Raw genomic sequence first — 22,112 nt, 5'->3', positions numbered from 1 at the left:
GAACGGATAGGAGTGTACCATGATCTACGGTCCATATATGCACAGGAGAAAGTTCAAAAGCAAAAAAGTCGCGCGGATCGTGCGCTACAATTACAATGCGCGTCCCGGTAAGTGCATTGTGATGCTGCGGATCGCATTCGCACTCTGCTTGACAGCATTGGCGGCAATGGGAGGCAGACTGCTCTACCTGGATCGTGCGGCGAAAATGGCGCAGGTCGCATATTGCCCATCGGTTCCGGAGCTGGTCGTCACGGCTGCACTTGTATGCGCCACCTTGTTGCTGCTCTGCCTGATAGAGCGATCGGGCAGCCGTCGAAAGAGAGGTTGATACCGGCAATATGTCTATCGTACAAACAGAAAAGGACGGGGTCGAGTAAAATGCCGCAAGACAAACCAAATCACTTACTGCTGCAGCGGCTTTTATATGAAAAGACCGATGACTTGCATACCATTTCCGTGGCTGACATCCTTAGCCACTGGGAATCCCACGGCATCAAGCTGGGACGCAAAAGCGTGTACAGCGCCATCGACAGCCTGCGGGATAACGGGATGGATATCATCTGCGTGAAAAGTACGCAGAACCAGTATTTTGTTGGAGATCGGCTGTTTGAATTGCCAGAGTTGAAGCTGCTGGTGGATGCCGTGGAATCCTCACGGTTCATCACAGCAAAAAAGAGTGATCGACTCATTCAAAAGCTCAGTATGCTCACCAGCCAATATCACGCCAGACAGTTGGAGCGCCATATCTATATGGCCGGTACCGCAAAACCGGGGAATGAGCGTATCTATTACATCGTAGATAAGATACAGGATGCCATTCAGGAGGAACACCGGATCACATTCCAGTATTATGAATACACACCGCAGAAAGAAAAGGTCCTCAAGCATGGTGGCTATCGCTACCGGATCAGCCCTTATGCTCTGATATGGAGCAGAGATTACTACTATGTTGTAGGGTGGTCAGAGAAGCATGGCAAACTCGCACAATTCCGGGTGGACCGGATGACGGCAGTAGAGTCCTCTGAACAGGCAGCAATCTTATCACCCGACTTCGATGCTGCCGAATATGTTCGTAAAGTTTTTGGGATGTACCCGGAGCGACCTTGTACTGTGGATCTGCTGTGCGAGAATGAAACGATGCGCAGTATCATAGACCGCTTTGGCTCGGATATCTGTACACAAATTGTGGATGAGCGGCATTTCAGAGCTGCTGTCGAGGTTGCGCCCAGTCCGCCATTTTTCGGGTGGGTATTTGCATTCGGCGGCAAGATCCGTATTCTTGGACCGGTCGATATCTTGCAAACAATAAAAGAAATGGGGCGTTGGCTGACCTGAATGCCCGAGGTGTTCCCTCCAGGGAACACCTCGTTTTTGATACATTGAAAATAGAACAGATGTTTGCTATGATAATATCGTTCCCAGATAAGAGAACATTGCGGCAAGGAGGTGAAATGAGTGGAACAGACCTTTGGCAGCTTTGTTCGAGAAAGGCGGAAGTCCTATGGGATATCCCTCCGTAGCATGGCGGCAAAGCTGGATCTATCTCCGGTCTATATGAGCAATATCGAGAACGACCGTCGAGCAGCCCCGGCGCAGGGCTGTCTGGACCAAATGGCTATATTGCTGCACCTCGGCAAGGCCGACCGGGAACGGCTGTTGGATCTGGCTGCAAAGTCCCGGCGTGACCGGGTATCCGCAGATCTCCCGGAGTACATTATGGACCGCGAGATCGTTCGCACGGCACTGCGTACTGCCAGAGAAGCGGACGCCACCGATCAGGAATGGCAGGACTTTATCGACCGGATCAGCCGGCGCATGAGATCATCGTGAGAGGATAGTGATACCACGGCATGAGAACACGATACTACAGGGAACAGGTCCTGGAGGGAATCGCCCGCGAAGTCATCACCGCCTATGATCAGTCTCTCTATCATGGCGTTCCCACAATGATCCCCATCGAGGATATCATCGAAGCGCAGGGCCTCACGCTGGAATTTCAGTGTCTGCGGAAAACCGGCAGTGTCCTGGGTGAGACCATTTTTGATGACGGCGGTGCGGTCATCTATGATCGCGACATCCCCGGCTACACCATCATAGAGGTCAAAAGCGGGACCATCCTGATCGACGACTCTCTTTGCGGAGAGGATTCCTCCACCGGACGGCTGCGTTTTACCTGCGCCCATGAGCTGGCACACTGGCTGCTCCATAAAGAGCTGTACAGCGGCACCGGAGAGAGTGCAGCCATGGTAACAGAGTCGAGCATTACACAAAGCCAGAATAACACATTGGAAACGCAGGCGAATCTTCTGGGAGCGATCCTCCTGATGCCGCGGCCCCAACTGAAGCGATGCTTTTATCGGCTCCGACCCGGTCGAGATCGGCAAAGACTGGTCACAGATATGGCAGATGTTTTCCAGGTCTCCAAGCAGGCCATGCGTATCCGACTGGAAAACCAGCAGCTTCTGTAAATAAAAATTTTAAGATAGTGTTCTCAAAAAAGAGAACACAGAAAGAGAGGCGACATGGTAAAAGAAACCCGTAGATCCCTTCGTTGCCCAGTTTGTGAAAAAGGCCGCATCGCGGATGTCCCCGCTGGAGCAGCGCTGTCCCAATATCGTTTGGTCGCCATGAAAATAGGCGATCCCGCAGACCTCATTACGAAGTGTCCAAAGTGCGGACAGCAGATCAGCATCGTCATTCTGCATCATCCGCCGCTTCCCGTTGCTGACGCTGTGTGCAACAGCAGCGAAGTGCGGATCTGAACCCATAAACATCATGTGACTTCGTCAAGAGCACCAACCACCTGCATTAGAGCAGGAGCATTGAGTTAGGAGCCTTACAAGTAGCTTTTCAGCTATGCGTAAGGCTCTTTTTGTACCCTTTTCGCCCCGTTGAAAGGCGGAAAGGGACTTTTTATATGCTCCGCTACTGGCAGCCCTACATCGCCAAATACCCATGACCCGATCTCAGAACTTTCAAAAAAATCTGAGATCGGAGTCATGACAAATGAAAAAATGGCAGGAAAATCGCAATTATAGACGGATCAAAAACGAGAACGGTGAAGTGATCGCCAACATCATCACAGTCGAAGGACGGGATGTGGAGGTGTCCGAGGACATTTTCAACGCCTACGCCCAGGCAGACCGTCGGGAGCGCTATCTGCTGGAGGAGCAGTCCGTAGGAAAGGTCCTCTCGCTGGAGCGTATGGAGGCAGACGACCTCCTCCCGACCTTTGTCGGAGCGGAAACTGCACCCAGCGCCGAGGAAGAACTGCTGGTGCGGGAGCAGCACCGGGAACTGGCGGAGCAGAAGCAGGTGCTTCTGCTGGCGCTGCTGTCTCTGAGCGACAGGGATCGGGAGCTCATCAACGCACTGTTCTTCGATAGCGTGTCTACCAGAGCCTACGCCAAGCAGATCGGGGTCACTCAGCGGGCCGTCATCAAGCGGAGAGACCGCATCCTGCGGGATCTCAAAAAATATTTCGCGTCTTATTCTCAGTAAAGGTATTCACCCCATAGCCGTTTCGGGAGGACAGCGAGAGACCATAAGCGCCTCTCGCTGTTCCTTGAAAACGACATACCAGCAGTACGGGCAACCGCCCGGACAGATGAGCATTCGCGCAGTGTGCGCCAAGACCCGGAGAAAATCTCTCCGGTGAGCGATAAAACCTGTGACGGGTCGGTCGTGGCAAGACCGGCTGGCATCGACGCTGTTCGGGCAAATAATGAGACACAACGCACTGGCCGGCATGATGAGGCTGGGCTGCCCTGGGATTGAAAGCAGTAGAGATCCCTGGAATACGCCCGTGAGAAGGTCGCTGCCTTCTGTCCGTACTGTTCCCTTTATCACTGGGGCGCGAGCTGCAAATACAGTGAGTCAAATGAGAATGATCACTATTTATTGTGTCAGGAGAAATTTACGGATGAATACCATTGAAGTGGAAAAGCAAAAGGCACACGCCTTGATCGACCATATATTCACAGACCTGCTGCCTGCCCAGGGCATGGCAGAGCGCCCGGAGCAGCTGAAACTCAGTCACCGGATGCTGGACACCATGCTGGAGGGCGGCATCGCCCTGTGCGATGCAGGCACCGGCATCGGAAAGACCTATGCCTACTTAGTAGCGGCTGTAGCCGCAGATATCAGGATGGGGGCATGCCATCGCCCTATCCTGATATCCACCTCCAGCATCGCCTTGCAAAATGCGGTGCAAAACGAATACCTCCCTCTGCTTTCCTGTGTGCTGATGGCTGACAGCGTGATAGACCAGCCAATCAAGGCGATCATTCGCAAGGGAAAGAGCCATTATGTCTGCGATGAGCGACTGAACAAGCGGCTGCGACAGGTCAACCTCCAAAAGAAAGACCCGAAGGCAGCAGAGGCGCTTCGCTCTTTGCGGGGGCGGTTAGATATGGATGGAGCACAGCATCTTAGCGGATATGACCGGGAGCGCGTCTGTGTTCCGTCCTTCTGCGACTGTGACGATCTGGATTGCCGGTATCAGCGATTCCTGAAGCGCTGCGATACAGACCGGCATATCTTTCAAATCTGCAATCACAATCTGTTATTGGCAGACGCCATCCATCGCAGTCAAGGGAAACGGCCTATCCTTCCGGAGCATGGCATCATCATTGTCGATGAGGCACACAAGCTTCCGGAAACGGCGCGAGAGATGTTCGGCCTGAAACTGACTGCCGGGGATATCCAAAGCCTGATCCGGCAGCTTCGGACAGAACGCTATCTGCTGGCGGCGGATGTCCTGACCGACACGGCCGGACCGCTGCTCCGCAAGCTCACAGCGCCCAGAGAAGAAACCGGGTCCATTGATGAATACCTGCGTCTGCTGACGCTCCCAGCCCACGCTCTTCCGGTCATTGTCAAGCAGATCGGCAGACTGCTGACGCCGCAGGGGCGCAGGCAGCTGGAGGATCTCAACAACGCCATTGCTCTTTTTAGTAGCCAGAGATCGAATATGATCTTTTACACTGCGGAGGATGACGAGGGTGGCACCATGCTGTGTGCTACGGTCTCCGATTTGACCGAGCAGATGCGCCGGACGCTGTGGCGACCGGAACACGCCTTTATATTGGCTTCCGGGACGCTGGCGGTAGGGGATGACTTCCACCGTTTCCGGGCGCAGGCAGGACTGCCGGATGGACGGCGCATAACGGAGTCCGTTTCACTGTCTCCTTTTGATTACCGGCACAACTGCCTGCTGTACTTACCGCAGGACCCGCCAAACCGGTGCGCAGAAGGGTACTATGACGAACTGGCAGATGAGATCGCCGATCTCATCCGCGCGGCTTGGGGCCATGCGCTGGTGCTGTTTACCTCTTATGCAGCCATGTCCGCAGTGAAGGATAAGCTGCAGGAACGGGAACTGCGCTTCCCACTATTCACATTGGGCAGGAACGCTCTACATATGACCGAGCAGTTCCGGCAGACACCGGGAGCCGTCCTGCTTGCCACAGGCGCCGCATGGGAAGGCTTTGATTTTCCCGGCGACTGCGTTTCTCTGTTGGTGATCCCGCGCCTGCCCTTCGCTTATCCGGATGCGCTCAAAGAAAAAGAACGGGAGGAATATCACTCCCTCCGTGAGTTCATTCAGAGCGTGGCAGTTCCGGAGATGCAGATCAAGTTACGCCAGGGCTTTGGCAGAGCCATCCGAACCGAGTCCGATACCTGCGTCGTTGCCATTCTGGATGAGCGCGCAGGCCGCGGACGCCGGTATAACAAAGCGGTGCGGGAGGCACTGCCGGAAATGCACGTCACAGGCAGCCTTCAGGCAGTGACGAAGTTTCTGCGGGAGAAAAAATCCGAAGAATATTTTGAGGTGCTCGTATGATGGATGCTAAAAAGGAATTGCAGTATCGGGTGGCGGTCCAAATGCTGGAGCATTTGTTCCAAAATGACCGGCTGACAGCGGAAGAACTGACTTATGCCAAGCGATTGGTAATGGAGAAATACCAGCCGCAAACTGTGTGGGAATAGTACTGGATATTCCGGCAGTAGTGTGGTAGCTTGTGTGTTGACAAAAAAGATGCAAGGAAGTGAAGAAAAATGGCAAATGTAAAAGTCATCGCGCCGCAGACATTCCAGCCGGAACACCTGCGGGTAGCTGCCTACTGCCGCGTCAGCTCAGATTCCAGAGATCAGCTCCATTCCTACGCAGCTCAGATCCGCAGCTACACCGAGAAGATCGCCCAGCACGACGGCTGGGAGTTGGTGGATGTGTATGCGGACGAAGGACTCACCGGGACTCGGATGGACAAGCGAGACGATTTCAACCGGATGCTGAAGGATTGTCGGAAGGGCAAGATCGACCGCATCCTGGTGAAGTCGGTATCCCGCTTTGCCCGCAATACGAAGGAATGCCTGTCCACGCTGAGAGAGCTTTCCGTTATGGGAGTATCCGTCCAATTTGAAAAAGAGGATATCGACACGAAAACGCTCACCACCGAATTGATGGTGAGCGTTTCTGGTTCTCTGGCGCAGCAGGAATCCATCTCCATCTCAGCAAACCAGAAGATGAGCTACCAGCGACGGATGGAGCGCGGCGAATTCATCACCTGTAACGCTCCATATGGATATCGGCTCGTCGACAGGAAAGACCTTGAGATCGTCCCGGAGGAAGCCGCGGTCGTGCGGTGGGTCTTTAGCGCCTACCTCAAGGGGCACAGCTCCAACTGGATCGCAGAGCAGCTGACCGCAAGGGATATCCCGTCCCAGAGCGGCACGGAACAATGGCTTGGGACCAGCATTCGATACCTGCTGACCAATGAGAAATACATTGGCGATGCACGATGCCAGAAATCCTACAGCTGCGGCTTCCCCTTCACACAGAAGAAAAATCACGGAGAACGCCCGCAATACTATGTAGATAACACACATCCTGCTATCATCGACCACGACACCTTCGAGAAGGTGCAGGAGTTGATGCAAAGGAGAGCACAGAAAGAGGATAAACGCCGAGCAAAAAGTCCATTTGCCTCAAAGATCATTTGTCAAAACTGCGGAAGAGTCTTTGGGCGTCGATGCAGCCGAAACGGGTATGTGTCCTGGAGCTGCCGGACGCATGACGGGAATGCCGCAGACTGCCCGGTGGGGCGCATCCCGGAAACGGAGCTTCGATCGGCCTTCCTACGGATGTACCGCAAGCTCAAATGCAATGTCGGGATCATCCTGACGCCTGCCATTGAGCAGATGGACACGCTGGACAGCATCCTGCGGCAAAAGAACCCGAAGATGTTGACTATCAACCGCGCTATCGCAGAAGCGACGGAGGAAAGCCATAAGATCAGCACCCTGCGCGCCAACGGCCTGCTGGATGCCGACGCCTGTGCGGCCCGCATGAACGCCATCAGCGCCAAGTTGACGCAGCTTCGTGGGGAACGACGCAGGCTGACCGAGAACGAGGCGCTGGACGAAACTATGAGCGCCCTTCGCAGGCTGGAACAGACCATCCTCGATGGACTGGAACAGCTGGATGGCTTCGATGAAGAATTGTTTGAAAGCCTTGTAGAGAAGATGATCGCAGAGTCTCAGACCTGCATCCGCTTCCGCCTTTATGGTGGACTGGAGCTGAGCGAACGAATGGCGGTGACGGCAAGATGACAAATCGCAAGATCTTATATGGATATCAGATCCGGAACGGTGCGTTGGAGATCGTGCCGGAGGAACAGCGGATCGTCCGCATGGTGTTTACCCTCTATAATGCAGGTGCGTCCTACCAGAACATCTCCGATTCGCTGGATCAGCAGAACATCCCATACAGTGTTGATGCGCCAGCTTGGAACAAGCACAAGGTGAAACGCCTGCTGGAAAATCCCCGCTACATCGGCAGGGACGGCTATCCTGCAATGCTCGATGCCGCTGACTTTCAAGCGGCGCAGGATAAAACCGCAGAGAAGAATGCCAGCCGACAGGCCTGCGGAGAGAAATCTCCCATTGCGCACCTGACTCCGTACTTGCAATGCACTTGCGGTACGAAGATGACGCGTATCGGCGGCAGCTGGCAGGCTGAGGATAAGGTGTACCTGAAATGCACGACCTGTGGCAGCACCGTCACCTTGGATATGGACGGGATGGTAACGGAGATTATTGGGCAATTCAGAGCGCACGAAAATCAAGCACTGGCTGTTTATGCGCCCTCTGCTGAGGTCATCCGACTGAATAATGCCATCAATCGAGGCTTGGAGCAGCCGGAGTCCCCAGAAGCCGTCATGATGCTGATCTTACAGGGGGCAGCCGCACGATACGACTGTTGCCCGGACACCATTTGTGGATACGAAAATTCTGACCGCCTGACGAAAGTGGACTGGCGCCGCTTTCACCGGGCGGTTTCGCATATCACCATCACACCGAACGGCGCGGTAAGGCTTACATTTTTGGATGACAAAATGAAGGGAAAGGACGAATGATACATGGAAACAACGGCGACAACTTTGGAACGCCGGGTGCGGGTGATCCCTGCAACCAAGGCACCGGAGACCCTCCGTAAAGCGCAAGACGGCAAAATGCGTGTAGCGGCATACTGCCGCGTCTCCACCGACAGTGAGGAGCAGCTCAACAGCTATGAGGCCCAAAAGAGCTACTATACCCAGAAGATCCAGGATAGCCCGGATTGGGAAATGGCGGGGATCTATGCCGACGAGGGCATCACGGGTACCAGTCTCAAAAAGCGAACAGAGTTCAAAAAGATGATTACTGCCTGCAAACGAGGCCATATCGACCTCATCATCACAAAATCTCTCTCCCGCTTCGCCAGAAACACCGTGGACTGCTTGGAAACAGTGCGCCTGCTGAAAGCCAACGGGATCGGCGTGTACTTTGAAAAAGAGAACATCAATACGCTGACGGAATCCAGCGAGTTCCTGATCACACTTTTCAGCGGCTTCGCCCAAGCGGAATCCGAATCCCTGAGCAAGAATGTCGCTTGGGGCAAAGCAAAAAGCGCGGAAGCCGGAAAAGTGACCTTCCAATACAAAAAGATGCTGGGATACCGCAAGGGCGCAGATGGACAGCCGGAGATTGTCCCAGAGGAAGCCGAGGTCATCAAGCGTATTTATCACCGGTATCTGGACGGCTGTACGCTGGGGCAGATCAAGCGAGAATTGGACGAGGACAAGGTCCCGACCGCACAGGGGGTAGAATGCTGGTCGCCTGCTATCATCCACAACATCCTGACGAATGAAAAATACATCGGAGACGCCCTCCTGCAAAAGACCTATATCACAGACTGCATCTCCAAGAAGGTGAAGAAAAACCAAGGCGAACGCGCCATGTACTATGTGGAGAACAACCATCCTGCAATCATCTCCAGAGAGATGTTCGATCAGGTGCGGAACGAGATTACGCGCCGCTCCAGCAAGCGCAAGGTGCTGCAAAAAAGTGGCAAGACAGAGCTGGGGAAATACTCCGGCAAATACGCCCTAACGGAACTGCTGGTATGCGGTGAGTGCGGTTCCCCGTACAAACGAGTGACCTGGGCAAGAAACGGGAAAAAGCGGATTGTATGGCGCTGCGTGTCCAGATTGGAGTTCGGCACGAAATACTGTCACAACTCCCCGACACTGGATGAGAGCAAGCTCCACAGTGCAATCCTCGCCGCCATGAACGAGTTTGCCGCCATCCGGCAGGAGGTCTGCCCCGATGTACTGGCGATGGCAGAGGAAGCCAAGCAGGCATTATCACAGGCTGGTACAAAGCTGCTGGAGCTGAAGAAACACATGGAAACGGTGAGTCGAGAGCAAAGCGACCTGCTGGACCGGCTGCTGGAGAACATGGGCGATGCCGAACTGAACGCCCAAATGAAGGCGCTGACAGACGAGAAAGAATCCCTCAAAGCACAGATTCTGGATGCTCAACAGACGGAAGTCAGCTTGGAGGAACAGGCCGCCCGCCATCAGCAGATGTGGGACAGCATCATGGAGTGCAGCGTAGGCTACACGGAGTTCGACGATGAGTTTGTCCGCCAGATCATCCAGAAGATCACGGTAGAGAACGAGGAGACCATTCATATCCACTTCCGGGATTCGGAGATGGTGCTGGAACAAGAATTATAAGAAGAAATGGGGTAAGGGATATGGCAATTTTTATGACTGGCGATACACATGGTGATTTCAGCAGACTTCGCCCCGCGGCCTTTTATGAGCAGGTGCAGCTGACGAAAGCAGATTACCTGGTCATTTGCGGCGACTTCGGCGGCATCTGGGATGGCAGCAATACCGAACAGCAATGGCTGGACTGGTTGGAAAACAGGCCGTTCACGACGCTGTTTGTGAGTGGGAATCACGAAAATTTCGACCTGCTCTGCAGTTACCCGATCAATCAGTGGCACGGCGGACTCGTACAGGTGATTCGCCCCAGCGTCCTGCACCTGATGCGGGGACAGCTTTATGAGATCAGCGGAAAGCGGATCTTCACAATGGGTGGCGCAAGCAGTCACGATATCCAAGACGGCATTTTAGAGCCGGACGATCCGAACTTTGAACGAAAGCTCCGGCAGCTTAATGCCGCAGGAGCGCTGTTCCGTGTCGATCACCACTCCTGGTGGAAAGAGGAACTGCCCGACGATGCGGAATACCAGACCGCGCGAGAAACGCTGGACAAGGCTGGCTGGGATGTAGACTACATCATTACGCACTGCTGTCCCAGCAGTATCCAGGACATATTCAGCGGCGGGCTGTACCGACGGGACGCACTGACAGACTTCTTCGATGAAATCCGAGAACGCTGCCGCTTCAAATACTGGTTTTTCGGACACTACCATGAGAACATGGTGGTAGAAAATGGGTTCGTCATGCTGCATGAGCAGATCATCCGATTGAAATGATGGATGGAGGCACACCGGACGATTGGCCGATGTGCCTCCATCCATCATTTGTCGTATGTGATGGACAGAACATCAAAATGGTTGTATAATTAAATCCGTTAGGGGGCGATTATATGGCGCAAATAGATTCTTATCTAAAACGCTTGGTAGCTGAAAATGAGTTAAATTATTTAGATGACTTCCTGGATCTATATGATTTTATCCCTAACGAAGATTTGAAAACACTGCTTGCCGTTTATCACACACAACTGAATCATTGGTTTGCTGTCTTGAACCATGATATAAACTTGCAATATGATGACGATGGAAATGTGATTTATACTGGTGGCTATTTTCATGCTCAGGATAGCAGAGATTTTCTGGATATCATAAACAATATTGAAACCTTAAAAACAAAATGTCATAAAACGCCTTATGCATTTAGAATCTCAGATAACGGGTATGATGATGCCATTAGACGCTGTCGTCGTTTTGTTGTAAAAAGCGGTGGAAGTACCATACCAGAAGATTTTAAGCCTATTGAAATTGTCGATTTGACACCTATATTTCAGTTGACCTCTGGTATTACGATTGAGCAAGATAAACGGTCTATCTATAGTACACTGAAATCTGTAGGCGAAGGTTCATATGCACAGGTGTTCTCCTATTGAATGACCCTACCCAATTCGAACAAGTCGATGAGACTTGAGGATTGGGTAGGGTCATTTTATGTCCTGAAAGTCTTGGTATGACAGGGATTTCAGCGAGTGGCGCGCTGAAGCAAATATGAGACACGAAAATACAAACCATCTCAAAACGTAGTAGAAAACGAGCAAATTAGGCGATTCGAACACGGATGTCTCATTTAACAGTTGCACAGCAGCTCTCTTCCATTTGGCATGGCGTCAGATTTTTCAATGTGCGATGAGGTCGTTTGGTATTGTAAAACTCAATATAGGAAGCTACACTGGCTTGAAATGCTCTATCGGAAGGATGATCTTTCCGGTAGAGTTCTTCTTTTTTCAACGATGCAAAGAATGATTCTGCGACTGCGTTATCATGCGGCTTGCCGGGCTGAGAAAAGGATTGCTTCGTATTGTATTTATGCAAAAGCTGTTGAAACCGGTGAGAGGTATATTGCGCTCCACGGTCGCTATGAAAAATAAGACCAGATGGGGGATGGCGTTCTTCATGTGCCATTTTAAATGTTGCAGTGAGAAGTTGCGTACTGTTCTTTTTTGAAATTTTATGTGCAATCACTTTGCGCGAGAAAAGGTCGATAATCACACAAATATAAAAGTAGTGATCCCCAAGTTTAAAACAGGTGACATCGCTGACCCAGCGTTGATTTGGCCGCTGAGCGTTAAATTGTTGTCGCAGGATATTTTTCTTTCGTTCTGGTTCACGCAGCTTTAGATATTCCTGCTTTGCTGTCGACCGAACACTGCTCAAGCCCATCTCACGCATGAGTCGCGAAATATATTCAGCGCTGACCTGATGTCCACGCTGAACAAGAATCGTTCGAATTTTCTCTGCACCCAACACCTGCCTATATTCGTCAAACACATCACGGATGAGCTGACAGTATTCTTGATGACGTTTATCAAACCAAGCGTTGCCGCGCTTGCTGCGTAACATATGGTTGTAGAATGTACCGCGGTCAACATCCAGCGCCTCGCATATTGTGTGAACTTCATATTTTCCATAAAACGGCTCTAAAGCGTGCAGCCGTTCTTTCAATGGGGCAGATGCCAGACAATCCACAGATTTCAAAATTGTGATGATATTCTGCAATTTTTCAACTTTGCGTTGGAGTGATGCGTATTCTTGATAGGAAAATTTCAATGGCTTGCCAGAGCTGTCTGTCGGAAAGGAGTTGAGCCAACGGTATAAGGTGCTTCGAGGGATAGCGAGTTCATTGGAAAGAGCGATAGCACTTTCGCCCTGCTGATAGCGCGTGATGATGGATAGCTTTTCTTCGTTTGAATATTTCATAGTAATATCCTCCTCTTTATATGTTAGGATATCACGGAAAATAAAGCGTAGAAATTTGCAAGACATTGGTGCTAATGTGATGTGCAATATTAGCACCGATGTAAAGAGTGCGCTATGAGTGAGAATGCGCCTCTTCGGCAGGAAATTTTCTTAATATGCTGACGGTTGATACCTCTAAACGGGTGCTATTACCAATCAATACAGATCAGTTAAGGTCAAAGAAACTACACGGATACGATAAGCCAGAATCAACATAATTTGCTGGATCGGCTACTGGTACACATAGGGTGTCTGGACTGGCTGAGAGGCCAGATGTCTCCGCCCCTGTTTGTCAGTAGGAATCACGAAAATCCAAATTTGGCATGTCAGAGATATGTCAGGCTTAATGAAATCGATTATTCCAAATGTCCTGTATTTGATTCAGGGACTACTCTATGCTATCTATGGAAAATGAATCTTTACTCGTACGTTTCCCTGTATAAGCGAATGACTCGGGCCAGAGATGGGAAAAAGCGTATCGTATGGCGCTGCGTTTCCGGATTGGAGTTTGGCACGAAATACTGTCACAACTCCCCGACACTGGATGAGAGCAAGCTCCACAGTGCAATCCTCGCCGCCATGAACGAGTTTGCCGCCATCCGGCAGGAGGTCTGCCCCGATGTACTGGCGATGGCAGAGGAAGCCAAGCAGGCATTATCGCAGGCTGGCGCAAAGCTGCTGGAACTGAAGAAACACCTGGAAGCGGTGAGTCGGGAGCAAAGCGATCTGCTGGACCGGCTGCTGGAGAACATGGGCGATGCCGAACTGAATGCCAAAATGAAGGCCCTGACGGACGAGAAAGAATCCCTCAAAGCACAGATCCTGGACACCCAACAGATGGAAGTCAGCTTGGAGGAACAGGCCGCCCGCCATCAGCAAATGTGGGACAGCATCATGGAGTGCAGCGCGGACTACACGGAGTTCGACGATGAGTTCGTCCGTCAGATCATCCAGAAGATCACGGTAGAGGACGAGGAAACCATTCGCATCCACTTCCGGGATTCGGAGATGGTGATGGAACAAGAATTATAAAAGATGTGAATGGACAATCATATAAAGTAGAGGTACAATATAAACAAGAAGCTTAGAGATGGTGAACACAATAAGAGGCAATAACCTTAGTAATGCATCTTTTCTGTCAATACAAGGCAAAAAGAGCCTTGGCATTGTTTGCCCTAGGCTCTTTTTTGCGGTTTCCTTATTCCTCCTTTGCTGCAAAAGGAAAAAAGAAAGGTGTTTTCTGTGCGCCCCAGGATCGATTGCCATACCCACATCGTGTCCCCGGCCATCCGGGACGAATATTTCCAGCGTGCCCAAGGGTTCGCTCTGGTGATGCAGTTTCCCCCCGACCTGATGGAAAATCCCCAGTGCATCCAGACGGTGCTGTCCGATCCCCGGCTGTTTCTGTGCCCCTGTGTGGATCTCCATCGCCCCATCCCGCCCCAGCTCAGTGAGCTGGAACCCCATCTGGATGAGTGGAAGGTGGTAGGCCTTAAGGTCTACCTTACCTACCAGAAGGGAAGGGCCTGTGACGAAAAGATGATCCCCATCTATGAATTTGCCCGTCAGCACCAGCTGGCGGTGACTTTCCACACCGGCCTTTGTTCTCTGGTCCTCCCGTCGGAAAATGACATGGAGGGCTCCCAGGCCAAGTACATCGCCCAAGCGGCCCAGCGTTTCCCAGAGGTGAACTTTATCATTGCCCATATGGACGACCCCCGCTTTATGGAGTGCGCCGCCCTGCTGCACCGGCATAAAAACCTGTTCACCGATGTATCCGGCGCCTATGAAACCGGTACCAAAGAGGGAAACGATGTGCAGGGAGCCATCGCCACTTTCCGCCAGGCCCTTCTGTCCCAGCCGGATCTTTGGAAGCAGTTTCTCTATGGTACCGACTTCTGCCCGCCCCTCAATCTCGGTCAACTGGACGAATACGACGAGACCATCGAAAAGATTTTCCCGCCGGAGACTTTTGACGCCATCTATTATCAAAACTGCCTGCGGGCCTTCCCTCGGCTGGGCCGCTGGCTTTCCCTTTAAAATTCAAAAGAGAGGACACTTTTTCGTGAAAACTTCATCCCAGTTCAAAGCATTTCTCAAAAGCTTTACCCCTTACCAGATCGGCTACCTCACTGTGGTGCTGCTGCTGACCATCGGCTTTACCATCTTCCTGCCCGATATGATGCTGGAGGATATGTCCAATTCCTTTGTGGTGGTCTGTTCGGTGATCGCCGTCCTGGCCAATCCGGTGTGTGAGCTTCTGATCTCCAAACAAAGCAAACTGAATTTTATGGTGGACTTGTTTTTCATCGAGATCCCCGAGCTGGTGCTGTGTGTGGCCCTGGGCTGGTATACCATCGCCATCATCACTGTGGCCTTCTGGATTCCCATCGACATCATCAGCTTCCTGCGCTGGAAGCGCCACCCCGATGAAGTCCAGCAGGAACTGACCGTGGTCAAGCGCCTGGGCTGGAAACAGGATATTCTGGTGATCGCCGGCATTCTGGTCTTTGGCCTTGTGGTAGGCCAGCTGATCCAGATGATCCCCGGGGCCGAAGACTCCTTCCTGGACGCCCTGGCCAGCGCCTGCGGCATTGCCAACGGCATTCTGCTCCTGCTCCGCTACACCGAACAGTGGTATGCCTGGTTTGTCACCCTGCTGCTCTACACCGCCCTGTATCTCATCTCGGGCAGCTACATCATGCTGATCACCGTGGCGGCCATGCTGGTCAACACCTGCTATGGCTTTGGCAAGTGGCTGCTGTACACCCGCTCCCACCGTCAAAAGCAGGAAAAGTCCTTTTCTCCCGCTTCCCATTGACATAGACAGACAGGGGAAAAGGGGACAGGTCAACCCCATTTACTCCATCAAGTTTTTTACAAATAAACCCCCGGTTCTCGTCTTGACGAAACCGGGGGTTCGGTTTATATTGTTAATTGAAGGGAATTTTAAATTTTTGTAAACAGTATAAGGAGGAAGGTATTGTGAAAAAAGCCCTTTCCCGGCTGGTAGCCGGGCTCATGGCAGGGGTGCTTTGCATTTCCCTGTGTCCCTCTCCGGCCAAGGCCGCCTCGTCTGTGTCTGTCAAGACCAAGTATCTCTATTCCGGCGCGGCCCATGCCAAATACACCAACCTGGCTTATTATGCCGAGCCGGTGGTGGCCGACATCAATAAGGACGGCCGGGACGAAGTGGTCAGCGTATCCTTCGCCATTACCGTCACCGACGCCCAGAGCGGCAAGACTCTGTGGCAGGTGGACTCCGGCAAGGACCATTCCACCCCCTATAACAGCGAACCCTCCGCTCACTATTCCGGCGCCTGGTGCTCTCCCGTGGTGAAGGACATCGACGGCGACGGCTATGTGGAAATCATCTCCACCCACAAAAATCTCATCTCTGTGCTGGATCACAACGGCTATTTCAAGAAGGGCTGGCCCAAGTATCTGGAAGTGGACAGCTTTATCCGTTCTCTGGCCGTGGACGACTTTGACGGCGACGGTACCTGTGAGATCGTTGTAGGCGCCGGTGTCAACTCCGAGGCCTCTGTGTGGGTCTACGACTGCTACGGCGTTCTCTTCCCCCACTGGCCCCAGCTTTCTCCCGACCAGCAGGATCAGGCGGAAAGCTACGGCATCTTTGCCAACGGCATTTCCACCGGCGACATCGATGGCGATGGCCTGCCGGAGATCATTGCTCCCACCGACAACCGGTGCATCCAGGCTTTTGAGCTGGACGGCTCTCTCATCATGGCCGATGCCGAAACCTTCGGCGACAGCCCTTGGGGCTCCATCCGCACCTACATCGACTACGACCATGAAAAGACCGTGGCCCAGCGGGGCTGGGACACCGACCAGGGCAAAGTGGATATGAAAGAGCGTCTGTGCATGGAATTCGGCCATGCCGGCTCGGTGATCGACGACCTGGACGGCGACGGTAAAAACGAAGTGGTGGTCACCGGTATCGTCATGGATACCAACTCCATCTCCAATGCCTTCTGGCTGGACAGCCTGTGCATGTCCGTGGCCATTTTCAACGGCGACCGCACCCGCTACCAGAACACCGAAAAGGGCTTTGACTGGACCACCATTCCCACCAATCCGGGCGCCCGCATCAAGGATTGCCAGAACTCCGGCTCCTCCTTTGTGCTGCCCGAGCCTGTCACCGCCGATCTGGATGGAGACGGCAACAAGGAGATCCTGTTCAATTCCTTTGACGGCAAGCTCTATTGCTTCTCCCTGGATCAGACCATGAAGAGCTTCACCCTGCCGGCCACCACCTCCACCATTGCCGAATATGCCGCCCAGCCCACCTGCGTGGACATCAACGGCGACGGCAAGAAGGAGATCATCTTTGGCTCCTGGACCGACAGCATCACCAGTCCCAACCACGACACCACCAGCGAAAACACCGGTGTCAACGGTTCGCTGTACATCCTGGACAGCGATCTGAAGCTGATCTCCCGCACCCAGCTGCCTGCCGAATATCCCGGCTATCTGGGGGCTTATCAGACCAACGGCGTCAAAGCAGCTCCTGCTGTGAAGGATGTGGATGGCGATGGGGAATATGAGGTCATCCTCAACACCTCCTACCGTTCGGTGTGCGCCTACGACCTGGTGGGCTCCACCATCTATGACACCCCCTTCACCGATATGCGCTGGCATTGGGCCAAGGACTATGTGAACACCTGCGTCAAACGGGGCTATTTCAACGGCACCGGCAACAACACCTTTACCCCCAGCGGCACCATGACCCGGGGCATGCTGGCCACCGTGCTCTACCGTATGGCCGGTTCTCCCCAGGTGACCATCGACAATCCCTTTACCGATGTACCTGCCGGTCAGTGGTATACCAATGGCGCCATCTGGTGCTATGAGAAGAGAATTCTGGCCAATATGGACAGCACCACCATGGACCCCAACGCTTTGGTGACCCGGCAGGAGCTGGCCTATATGCTGTATCAGTACAGCGGCGCGCCGGAAGAGCCCTCTTCGGCCCTCACCGATTTCTCTGACAGCGCCTCGGTGTCCGACTGGGCCCAGGATGCTATGGAGTACTGTGTGGGCCTGGGCGTGCTCCAGGGCAGCGAAGGCAAGCTGAATCCGCAGAATTCTGTTACCCGTGCTGAGGCCGCCACCATGTTGGTGCGCTTTGCCGACGCTCAGTAATCAAATTTCCCTGTATCATTTTTCCCCAGGCGGCTTGCCGCCTGGGGAATTTTTTTGTCAGACTGAAAAAATATCCCAGTTTTTCTGGAATTTCTTGCCCTTTGTTCACTGCCATGATATACTTTCTTTGCATTTTTATACTTTTTCCCGTTTACAGGGGGAAAAGAAAACATATTCCGGGGGGAATAACAAAATGCTGCAAAAGTATGCACAGGATCTAAAGAAGGAATTTGCAGGCTACAATGCCAAAGGACTGCTATCCGATGTGATGGCCGGTTTGACGGTGGCGGCGGTGGCACTGCCCCTGGCCCTGGCCTTCGGCGTCAGCAGCGGCGCTTCGGCGGCCTCCGGCCTGCTTACCGCCATCGTGGCCGGTGCCATCATCGCCCTTTTGGGCGGAGCTTTTTACCAGATCTCCGGCCCCACAGGGGCCATGGCCGCCATCCTCACCTCCGTTGTGGCCCAGTATGGCCTGAACGGTGTCTTCCAGGCCACCTTCCTGGCCGGTATTCTGCTGGTAATCGCCGGACTGTTCAAACTGGGACGGCTCACAGCCTTTATCCCCATGCCGGTCATCACCGGCTTCACTTCGGGCATCGCTGTGATCATCGCCTTGGGGCAGGTGGACAACTTCTTTGGCGTCACCTCCATTGAAGGCTCTGCCATCCAAAAAGTGGGGGGATATTTCACCCATGGCTTTGACCCCAACTGGACCGCCGTGGCCATCGGTTTTTTCGTGGTGCTCTTCATGGTGTTTTTCCCGAAAAAGTGGAACAGCGTGGTGCCTGCATCCCTGGTTGCCATCATCCTGGCCACAGCCGCTTCCATGCTGCTGAAGCTGCCCGTAAACACCGTGGGTGAGATCCCTTCCTCTCTGATGCTGCCTCAGCGGCTTGACCTGCTTTCTCTGGATTTGAACACTTTGAGCGGATTGCTGGCTCCGGCCATCAGCATTGCCGCTTTGGGCATGGTGGAAAGCCTGCTCTGCGGAGCCAGCGCCAGCCGGATGACCGGCGTCAAGCTGGACAATGACCGGGAGCTTCTGGCCCAGGGTATCGGCAACATTCTCACTCCGCTGTTTGGCGGTATCCCGGCCACTGCGGCCATTGCCCGTACCAGTGTGGCGGTGAAATCCGGCGCCCGCACCCGGCTCACCGGTGTGTTCCACGCTCTTTTCCTGCTGATCTCCATGCTGGCCCTGGGGCCGGTGATGGGACAGATTCCTCTGTGCGCTTTGGCCGGAGTGCTGATGGTCACCGCCTGGCGGATGAACGAGTGGAAGACCATCCGTTATATTTTCTCCAAAAAATTCAAAGGCGCTATTCTGAAATTCCTGGTGACCATGGCCGCCACCATCCTCTTTGACCTGACGGTGGCCATTCTGCTGGGCATTGTGGTGTCCCTGGTGCTGCTGGCCGTGCGGCAGTCGGAACTCCAGGTCAACTACGAAGATGTGCTTCCCCATCGCCTGGCCGCCCCTGACGCCCTTCTGGCCCATCGGGCCGAAAACGCCCGGGTGGTCTATATCACCGGCTCCATCCTGTTTTCCAACACCCAGATGATCGAAGAGATCGGCCAGCAGGTAAGCGGCTTTTCCAGCGTGATCTTTTCCATGCGGGGCGTCTCCTATATGGATATCTCCGGCGCCCAGGCTTTCCTGGATCTGCTGCGCCAGCTGCAAAACCAGCAGGCCCAGGGATTCCTCTGCGGCGTGTCTCCCTCGGTGCGGCAAATGATGGACCGCAGCGGCATCACCCAGCAAGCAGGAGAGAAGGCCTTTTACTGGAGTGTGGAGCAGGCCCTGACACAGGATGAACCCACTCCCGCCCCTTATCTCCAAACGGCCGTCAAAAACTGATCCCTTGCCCCAGAGCTGGTTGCAAAATCCCACAGGGATGCTATAATAAAGCTACACACTTTAATGATGATGGAGGAAAAACAATGAAAGCATATGATATGATCCACAAGCAGGAAGTGGAAGTGGACCGGAAGGGCCTGATCGACCTGATGCTCAACAACCGGCAGATCGACCTGAAGTTTGCTCAGAAGAAGACCGATGGCGACGGCTACCTCACCTGGGATGCAGAAAACTGGACCACTGTGGACGGTAAGAAGTTCATCCGCTGCTACTCTCTGGAAGGCCGGGTACTCCGTGACTCCACCACCCACAACATCTACGACCTGGACAACGACTTTTTCCCCGAGCAGGCCGAAAAAGTAGAGATCAACTAAGCTTTTCTTTCTGATTTTATGGAACTGACCCCTTTGGCCCTGGGTGTTTTGTGCTTTCTCATCGGCAGCATCTGTCTGAAAAAAGAAAAGCACTACAAGACCTTTTTCATCTTGGCCATTTTGTGTTTTGCCGCCACGCTGGTGCTTTCCATTCTGCGCTTACTGGATGGCATGACAATTCCCTTATAGCGATAACCAGATGCAAAAAAACCGCCGGACAAAACCGGCGGTTTTTTATCCACAACCTGTGGACAAGTATTGTGGATACTTTGCGCAAAAAAATGCCTGAGATTAACTCTCTGGCATTTTTTCGATTTATTTTGCTGCCTGCTTAGGTTCTTGAAACAGAAAGATCAGATACCGAATCAAGGCATAAAGGGTGGTGCAAGTGGCGATGATGGTCTCCACCAATACCACCGTATTCAAAAAGGCCATGGGATTTCCCAAATTGGCCGCACAAGCCATCAGCTGTTTGGAAGCGATAGCGCTGATAACAAAGGGAAAGGTATAGGCGGAATAGCTGGGGAAGAAGGGCAGCTTCCAATATTGCACAAACTTGATACAGGCCAGCACAAAGAGTACCGTCGCCACGGCCCACAAAACAGTGAGCAGGGACAAGGACTTGGGTGTGACCGACTGAATATATCCAGCAATGCACAGACTGGTAGGTGCAGCATAAATACAGATCACTGGCTTGGCCGGATCGGGAACAGGCTTTTTCACATACCGCATAGTCACCAAAATCAGCAGGACCACCAGCGCCGCAATGCCAAACCAGACACAGGCCGATCCGATGGACTCGGTCCCAAAGGCCGGTGCAGTGATCCCGGCCATGGCAATACCCACATAGACGATAAACCAGCTGGCAAAAACCTTTTCCAACGAAAAATGCAGTACAAACTTCGCAGTGAAATAGAGGATCATCACCACATGGATGGCCACACCCACAAACCAAATTGCCTTGGTCGGAGAACCAATATAGGGTTTCACATAAGTGGCCAGCATCATCACAGCCATGGGAAAGGCACAAAACACGCTGGCCATGATGGGATTTCCCATTTCATTGCAAAACTTTTTCCAATCCAGCAGTACACGGATCAAAAACATCACCATCAGCACTGCGCCTACGGCCCCGCACAACAGCCGAACTCCTTCGGAGTAGGACTGAAGCAGATTGCCCAGGCCGAACATGCCCAATATTACAGCACAAATAGGGACGGGAACTTTCTTGAATACATTCATGCTGCACTATGCCTCCAGCGGAGCCACTCTGGTTTTGATGTACTCCTCATAGGGCTGGACGGTGATCTCTCCTTCGGTGGGAATGCCCAGCTCTCTGGCGATGATCTCAGCGGCCTTGGCTGCACAAATGCCGGTGTAATAAATGCACTGGCTCTTGTGGCCGCCTTGGGACATATCAAACTCGCGGGTGAGGATACGGCAGCAGGTAACACCTTTGGTGTTATTCTCCTTGAACCAATCATGAAGCTCCTTGGTCAGACTCATACACTTGACCACATTGGGATCGGTGGGGCCTTTGTGCTCGGTGCGGCCAAAGAACATACCGATGGCCAGAACACCGCCGTTGAGGGCGCCGCAGATACAGCCCGACTTGCCCACACCGATGGCCATACCGGAAGCCATGCGGATCACATCTTCCGGCACATCCAATTCAAAATTGGAACGGATGATTTCCATCACCGCTTCACAGCAAAAGAAACCTTTGCGGAACGATTCTTCCGCTTCCTTCTGAATTTTTGTCAGATTGATGGATTTTGCATTGACTTTCATATCTTTTACCTCCTGAACATCTCACTTTTCCCCAGGGCTTGTTAATTATATCACAACTTTTTTATGCTGTAATCCA

23 protein-coding genes are annotated in these 22,112 nt (G+C 52.8%); 19 read left to right on the top strand and 4 right to left on the bottom strand.

Annotated features, from left to right (window positions below; translation table 11 throughout):
• Positions 1 to 19 precede the first annotated feature (19 nt).
• From KQI26_RS01620 to KQI26_RS01605, 4 genes are all read left to right on the top strand, one after another.
• Positions 20 to 328, top strand: a complete 309-nt coding sequence (locus KQI26_RS01620; RefSeq protein WP_216502885.1) for a hypothetical protein — start codon at positions 20 to 22, stop codon at positions 326 to 328.
• A 50-nt stretch (positions 329 to 378) separates the two neighbouring features.
• Positions 379 to 1,335 carry a YafY family protein gene (locus KQI26_RS01615; protein ID WP_216502884.1) on the top strand — a complete coding sequence of 319 codons (957 nt, stop codon included), beginning with the start codon at positions 379 to 381 and terminating at the stop codon, positions 1,333 to 1,335.
• Positions 1,336 to 1,455: 120 nt separating this feature from the next.
• A complete protein-coding gene (locus tag KQI26_RS01610; RefSeq protein WP_216502883.1) occupies positions 1,456 to 1,830 on the top strand; it encodes a helix-turn-helix domain-containing protein in 375 nt (124 codons plus the stop codon).
• A gap of 20 nt (positions 1,831 to 1,850) precedes the next feature.
• Positions 1,851 to 2,468 carry an ImmA/IrrE family metallo-endopeptidase gene (locus tag KQI26_RS01605; protein ID WP_216502882.1) on the top strand — a complete coding sequence of 206 codons (618 nt, stop codon included), beginning with the start codon at positions 1,851 to 1,853 and terminating at the stop codon, positions 2,466 to 2,468.
• Positions 2,469 to 2,477: 9 nt separating this feature from the next.
• On the opposite strand, the gene KQI26_RS01600 is transcribed toward KQI26_RS01605, so the two are convergent.
• Positions 2,478 to 2,777 carry a hypothetical protein gene (locus KQI26_RS01600; RefSeq protein ID WP_216502881.1) on the bottom strand — a complete coding sequence of 100 codons (300 nt, stop codon included), beginning with the start codon at positions 2,775 to 2,777 and terminating at the stop codon, positions 2,478 to 2,480.
• Positions 2,778 to 3,006: 229 nt separating this feature from the next.
• Here KQI26_RS01600 and KQI26_RS01595 point away from each other — a divergent pair, with 229 nt between their 5' ends.
• The 8 genes from KQI26_RS01595 to KQI26_RS01560 all read left to right on the top strand — a co-directional run bounded on the left by KQI26_RS01595 (position 3,007) and on the right by KQI26_RS01560 (position 11,484).
• Positions 3,007 to 3,501, top strand: a complete 495-nt coding sequence (locus KQI26_RS01595) for an RNA polymerase subunit sigma-70 (RefSeq protein WP_216502880.1) — start codon at positions 3,007 to 3,009, stop codon at positions 3,499 to 3,501.
• A gap of 421 nt (positions 3,502 to 3,922) precedes the next feature.
• Positions 3,923 to 5,845, top strand: coding sequence for an ATP-dependent DNA helicase (locus KQI26_RS01590; protein WP_216502879.1), 1,923 nt, complete (start codon positions 3,923 to 3,925; stop codon positions 5,843 to 5,845).
• Entirely contained in the window at positions 5,842 to 5,991 is a 150-nt protein-coding gene (locus tag KQI26_RS01585) for an SHOCT domain-containing protein (RefSeq protein WP_216502878.1), read from the top strand. Before KQI26_RS01590 ends, KQI26_RS01585 begins: the two co-directional genes overlap by 4 nt.
• A gap of 69 nt (positions 5,992 to 6,060) precedes the next feature.
• A complete protein-coding gene (locus tag KQI26_RS01580) occupies positions 6,061 to 7,614 on the top strand; it encodes a recombinase family protein (RefSeq protein WP_216502877.1) in 1,554 nt (517 codons plus the stop codon).
• Complete coding sequence (locus KQI26_RS01575) at positions 7,611 to 8,420, top strand: recombinase family protein (protein ID WP_216502876.1); 810 nt, start codon at positions 7,611 to 7,613, stop codon at positions 8,418 to 8,420. Before KQI26_RS01580 ends, KQI26_RS01575 begins: the two co-directional genes overlap by 4 nt.
• Positions 8,421 to 8,423: 3 nt before the next feature.
• The gene (locus KQI26_RS01570; protein WP_216502875.1) at positions 8,424 to 10,064 is read left to right on the top strand and encodes a recombinase family protein; all 1,641 of its coding nucleotides are present in this window, start codon (positions 8,424 to 8,426) and stop codon (positions 10,062 to 10,064) included.
• A gap of 20 nt (positions 10,065 to 10,084) precedes the next feature.
• Positions 10,085 to 10,834, top strand: coding sequence for a metallophosphoesterase (locus KQI26_RS01565; protein ID WP_216502874.1), 750 nt, complete (start codon positions 10,085 to 10,087; stop codon positions 10,832 to 10,834).
• A 113-nt stretch (positions 10,835 to 10,947) separates the two neighbouring features.
• A complete protein-coding gene (locus tag KQI26_RS01560) occupies positions 10,948 to 11,484 on the top strand; it encodes a hypothetical protein (RefSeq protein WP_216502873.1) in 537 nt (178 codons plus the stop codon).
• Between the two features lie 190 nt (positions 11,485 to 11,674).
• Here the strand turns inward: KQI26_RS01560 and KQI26_RS01555 are convergent, their stop codons facing one another.
• Positions 11,675 to 12,808, bottom strand: a complete 1,134-nt coding sequence (locus tag KQI26_RS01555) for an IS3 family transposase (RefSeq protein WP_216502872.1) — start codon at positions 12,806 to 12,808, stop codon at positions 11,675 to 11,677.
• Between the two features lie 486 nt (positions 12,809 to 13,294).
• Here KQI26_RS01555 and KQI26_RS01550 point away from each other — a divergent pair, with 486 nt between their 5' ends.
• From KQI26_RS01550 to KQI26_RS01520, 7 genes are all read left to right on the top strand, one after another.
• Positions 13,295 to 13,879: a zinc ribbon domain-containing protein gene (locus KQI26_RS01550; RefSeq protein WP_216502871.1), complete on the top strand. Its 585-nt coding sequence runs from the start codon at positions 13,295 to 13,297 to the stop codon at positions 13,877 to 13,879.
• A gap of 201 nt (positions 13,880 to 14,080) precedes the next feature.
• On the top strand, positions 14,081 to 14,887 hold the full coding sequence (locus KQI26_RS01545; protein ID WP_216502870.1) for an amidohydrolase family protein: 807 nt from the start codon (positions 14,081 to 14,083) through the stop codon (positions 14,885 to 14,887).
• Positions 14,888 to 14,912: 25 nt separating this feature from the next.
• Complete coding sequence (gene pnuC, locus KQI26_RS01540; RefSeq protein ID WP_216502869.1) at positions 14,913 to 15,668, top strand: nicotinamide riboside transporter PnuC; 756 nt, start codon at positions 14,913 to 14,915, stop codon at positions 15,666 to 15,668.
• 164 nt (positions 15,669 to 15,832) lie between these two features.
• The gene (locus tag KQI26_RS01535; protein WP_216502868.1) at positions 15,833 to 18,013 is read left to right on the top strand and encodes an S-layer homology domain-containing protein; all 2,181 of its coding nucleotides are present in this window, start codon (positions 15,833 to 15,835) and stop codon (positions 18,011 to 18,013) included.
• A 193-nt stretch (positions 18,014 to 18,206) separates the two neighbouring features.
• Complete coding sequence (locus KQI26_RS01530) at positions 18,207 to 19,871, top strand: SulP family inorganic anion transporter (protein ID WP_216502867.1); 1,665 nt, start codon at positions 18,207 to 18,209, stop codon at positions 19,869 to 19,871.
• Positions 19,872 to 19,954: 83 nt separating this feature from the next.
• Entirely contained in the window at positions 19,955 to 20,245 is a 291-nt protein-coding gene (locus KQI26_RS01525) for a hypothetical protein (protein WP_118427955.1), read from the top strand.
• 18 nt (positions 20,246 to 20,263) lie between these two features.
• Positions 20,264 to 20,434 carry a hypothetical protein gene (locus KQI26_RS01520; RefSeq protein ID WP_177614155.1) on the top strand — a complete coding sequence of 57 codons (171 nt, stop codon included), beginning with the start codon at positions 20,264 to 20,266 and terminating at the stop codon, positions 20,432 to 20,434.
• A gap of 126 nt (positions 20,435 to 20,560) precedes the next feature.
• Here KQI26_RS01520 and KQI26_RS01515 read toward each other — a convergent pair whose 3' ends face one another.
• Positions 20,561 to 21,487, bottom strand: a complete 927-nt coding sequence (locus KQI26_RS01515; RefSeq protein WP_216502866.1) for a TDT family transporter — start codon at positions 21,485 to 21,487, stop codon at positions 20,561 to 20,563.
• A gap of 6 nt (positions 21,488 to 21,493) precedes the next feature.
• On the bottom strand, positions 21,494 to 22,036 hold the full coding sequence (locus KQI26_RS01510; RefSeq protein WP_216502865.1) for a C-GCAxxG-C-C family protein: 543 nt from the start codon (positions 22,034 to 22,036) through the stop codon (positions 21,494 to 21,496).
• Positions 22,037 to 22,112 lie beyond the last annotated feature (76 nt).

Source organism: Intestinimonas sp. MSJ-38 (assembly GCF_018917925.1).
Classification (GTDB): Bacteria; Bacillota; Clostridia; order Oscillospirales; family Butyricicoccaceae; genus Pseudobutyricicoccus.
This window is presented reverse-complemented; position numbering and strand designations above follow the sequence as displayed.

Coding starts and splice junctions, on each gene's coding strand:
- KQI26_RS01530 (WP_216502867.1), top strand. CDS start 18,207: ATGCTGCAAAAGTATGCACAGGATCTAAAGAAGGAATTTGCAGGCTAC.
- KQI26_RS01510 (WP_216502865.1), bottom strand. CDS start 22,036: ATGAAAGTCAATGCAAAATCCATCAATCTGACAAAAATTCAGAAGGAA.
- KQI26_RS01560 (WP_216502873.1), top strand. CDS start 10,948: ATGGCGCAAATAGATTCTTATCTAAAACGCTTGGTAGCTGAAAATGAG.
- KQI26_RS01515 (WP_216502866.1), bottom strand. CDS start 21,487: ATGAATGTATTCAAGAAAGTTCCCGTCCCTATTTGTGCTGTAATATTG.
- KQI26_RS01600 (WP_216502881.1), bottom strand. CDS start 2,777: ATGATGTTTATGGGTTCAGATCCGCACTTCGCTGCTGTTGCACACAGC.
- KQI26_RS01615 (WP_216502884.1), top strand. CDS start 379: ATGCCGCAAGACAAACCAAATCACTTACTGCTGCAGCGGCTTTTATAT.
- KQI26_RS01590 (WP_216502879.1), top strand. CDS start 3,923: ATGAATACCATTGAAGTGGAAAAGCAAAAGGCACACGCCTTGATCGAC.
- KQI26_RS01575 (WP_216502876.1), top strand. CDS start 7,611: ATGACAAATCGCAAGATCTTATATGGATATCAGATCCGGAACGGTGCG.
- KQI26_RS01525 (WP_118427955.1), top strand. CDS start 19,955: ATGAAAGCATATGATATGATCCACAAGCAGGAAGTGGAAGTGGACCGG.
- KQI26_RS01605 (WP_216502882.1), top strand. CDS start 1,851: ATGAGAACACGATACTACAGGGAACAGGTCCTGGAGGGAATCGCCCGC.
- KQI26_RS01555 (WP_216502872.1), bottom strand. CDS start 12,808: ATGAAATATTCAAACGAAGAAAAGCTATCCATCATCACGCGCTATCAG.
- KQI26_RS01570 (WP_216502875.1), top strand. CDS start 8,424: ATGGAAACAACGGCGACAACTTTGGAACGCCGGGTGCGGGTGATCCCT.
- KQI26_RS01565 (WP_216502874.1), top strand. CDS start 10,085: ATGGCAATTTTTATGACTGGCGATACACATGGTGATTTCAGCAGACTT.
- KQI26_RS01620 (WP_216502885.1), top strand. CDS start 20: ATGATCTACGGTCCATATATGCACAGGAGAAAGTTCAAAAGCAAAAAA.
- KQI26_RS01585 (WP_216502878.1), top strand. CDS start 5,842: ATGATGGATGCTAAAAAGGAATTGCAGTATCGGGTGGCGGTCCAAATG.
- KQI26_RS01580 (WP_216502877.1), top strand. CDS start 6,061: ATGGCAAATGTAAAAGTCATCGCGCCGCAGACATTCCAGCCGGAACAC.
- KQI26_RS01550 (WP_216502871.1), top strand. CDS start 13,295: ATGACTCGGGCCAGAGATGGGAAAAAGCGTATCGTATGGCGCTGCGTT.
- KQI26_RS01520 (WP_177614155.1), top strand. CDS start 20,264: ATGGAACTGACCCCTTTGGCCCTGGGTGTTTTGTGCTTTCTCATCGGC.
- KQI26_RS01595 (WP_216502880.1), top strand. CDS start 3,007: ATGAAAAAATGGCAGGAAAATCGCAATTATAGACGGATCAAAAACGAG.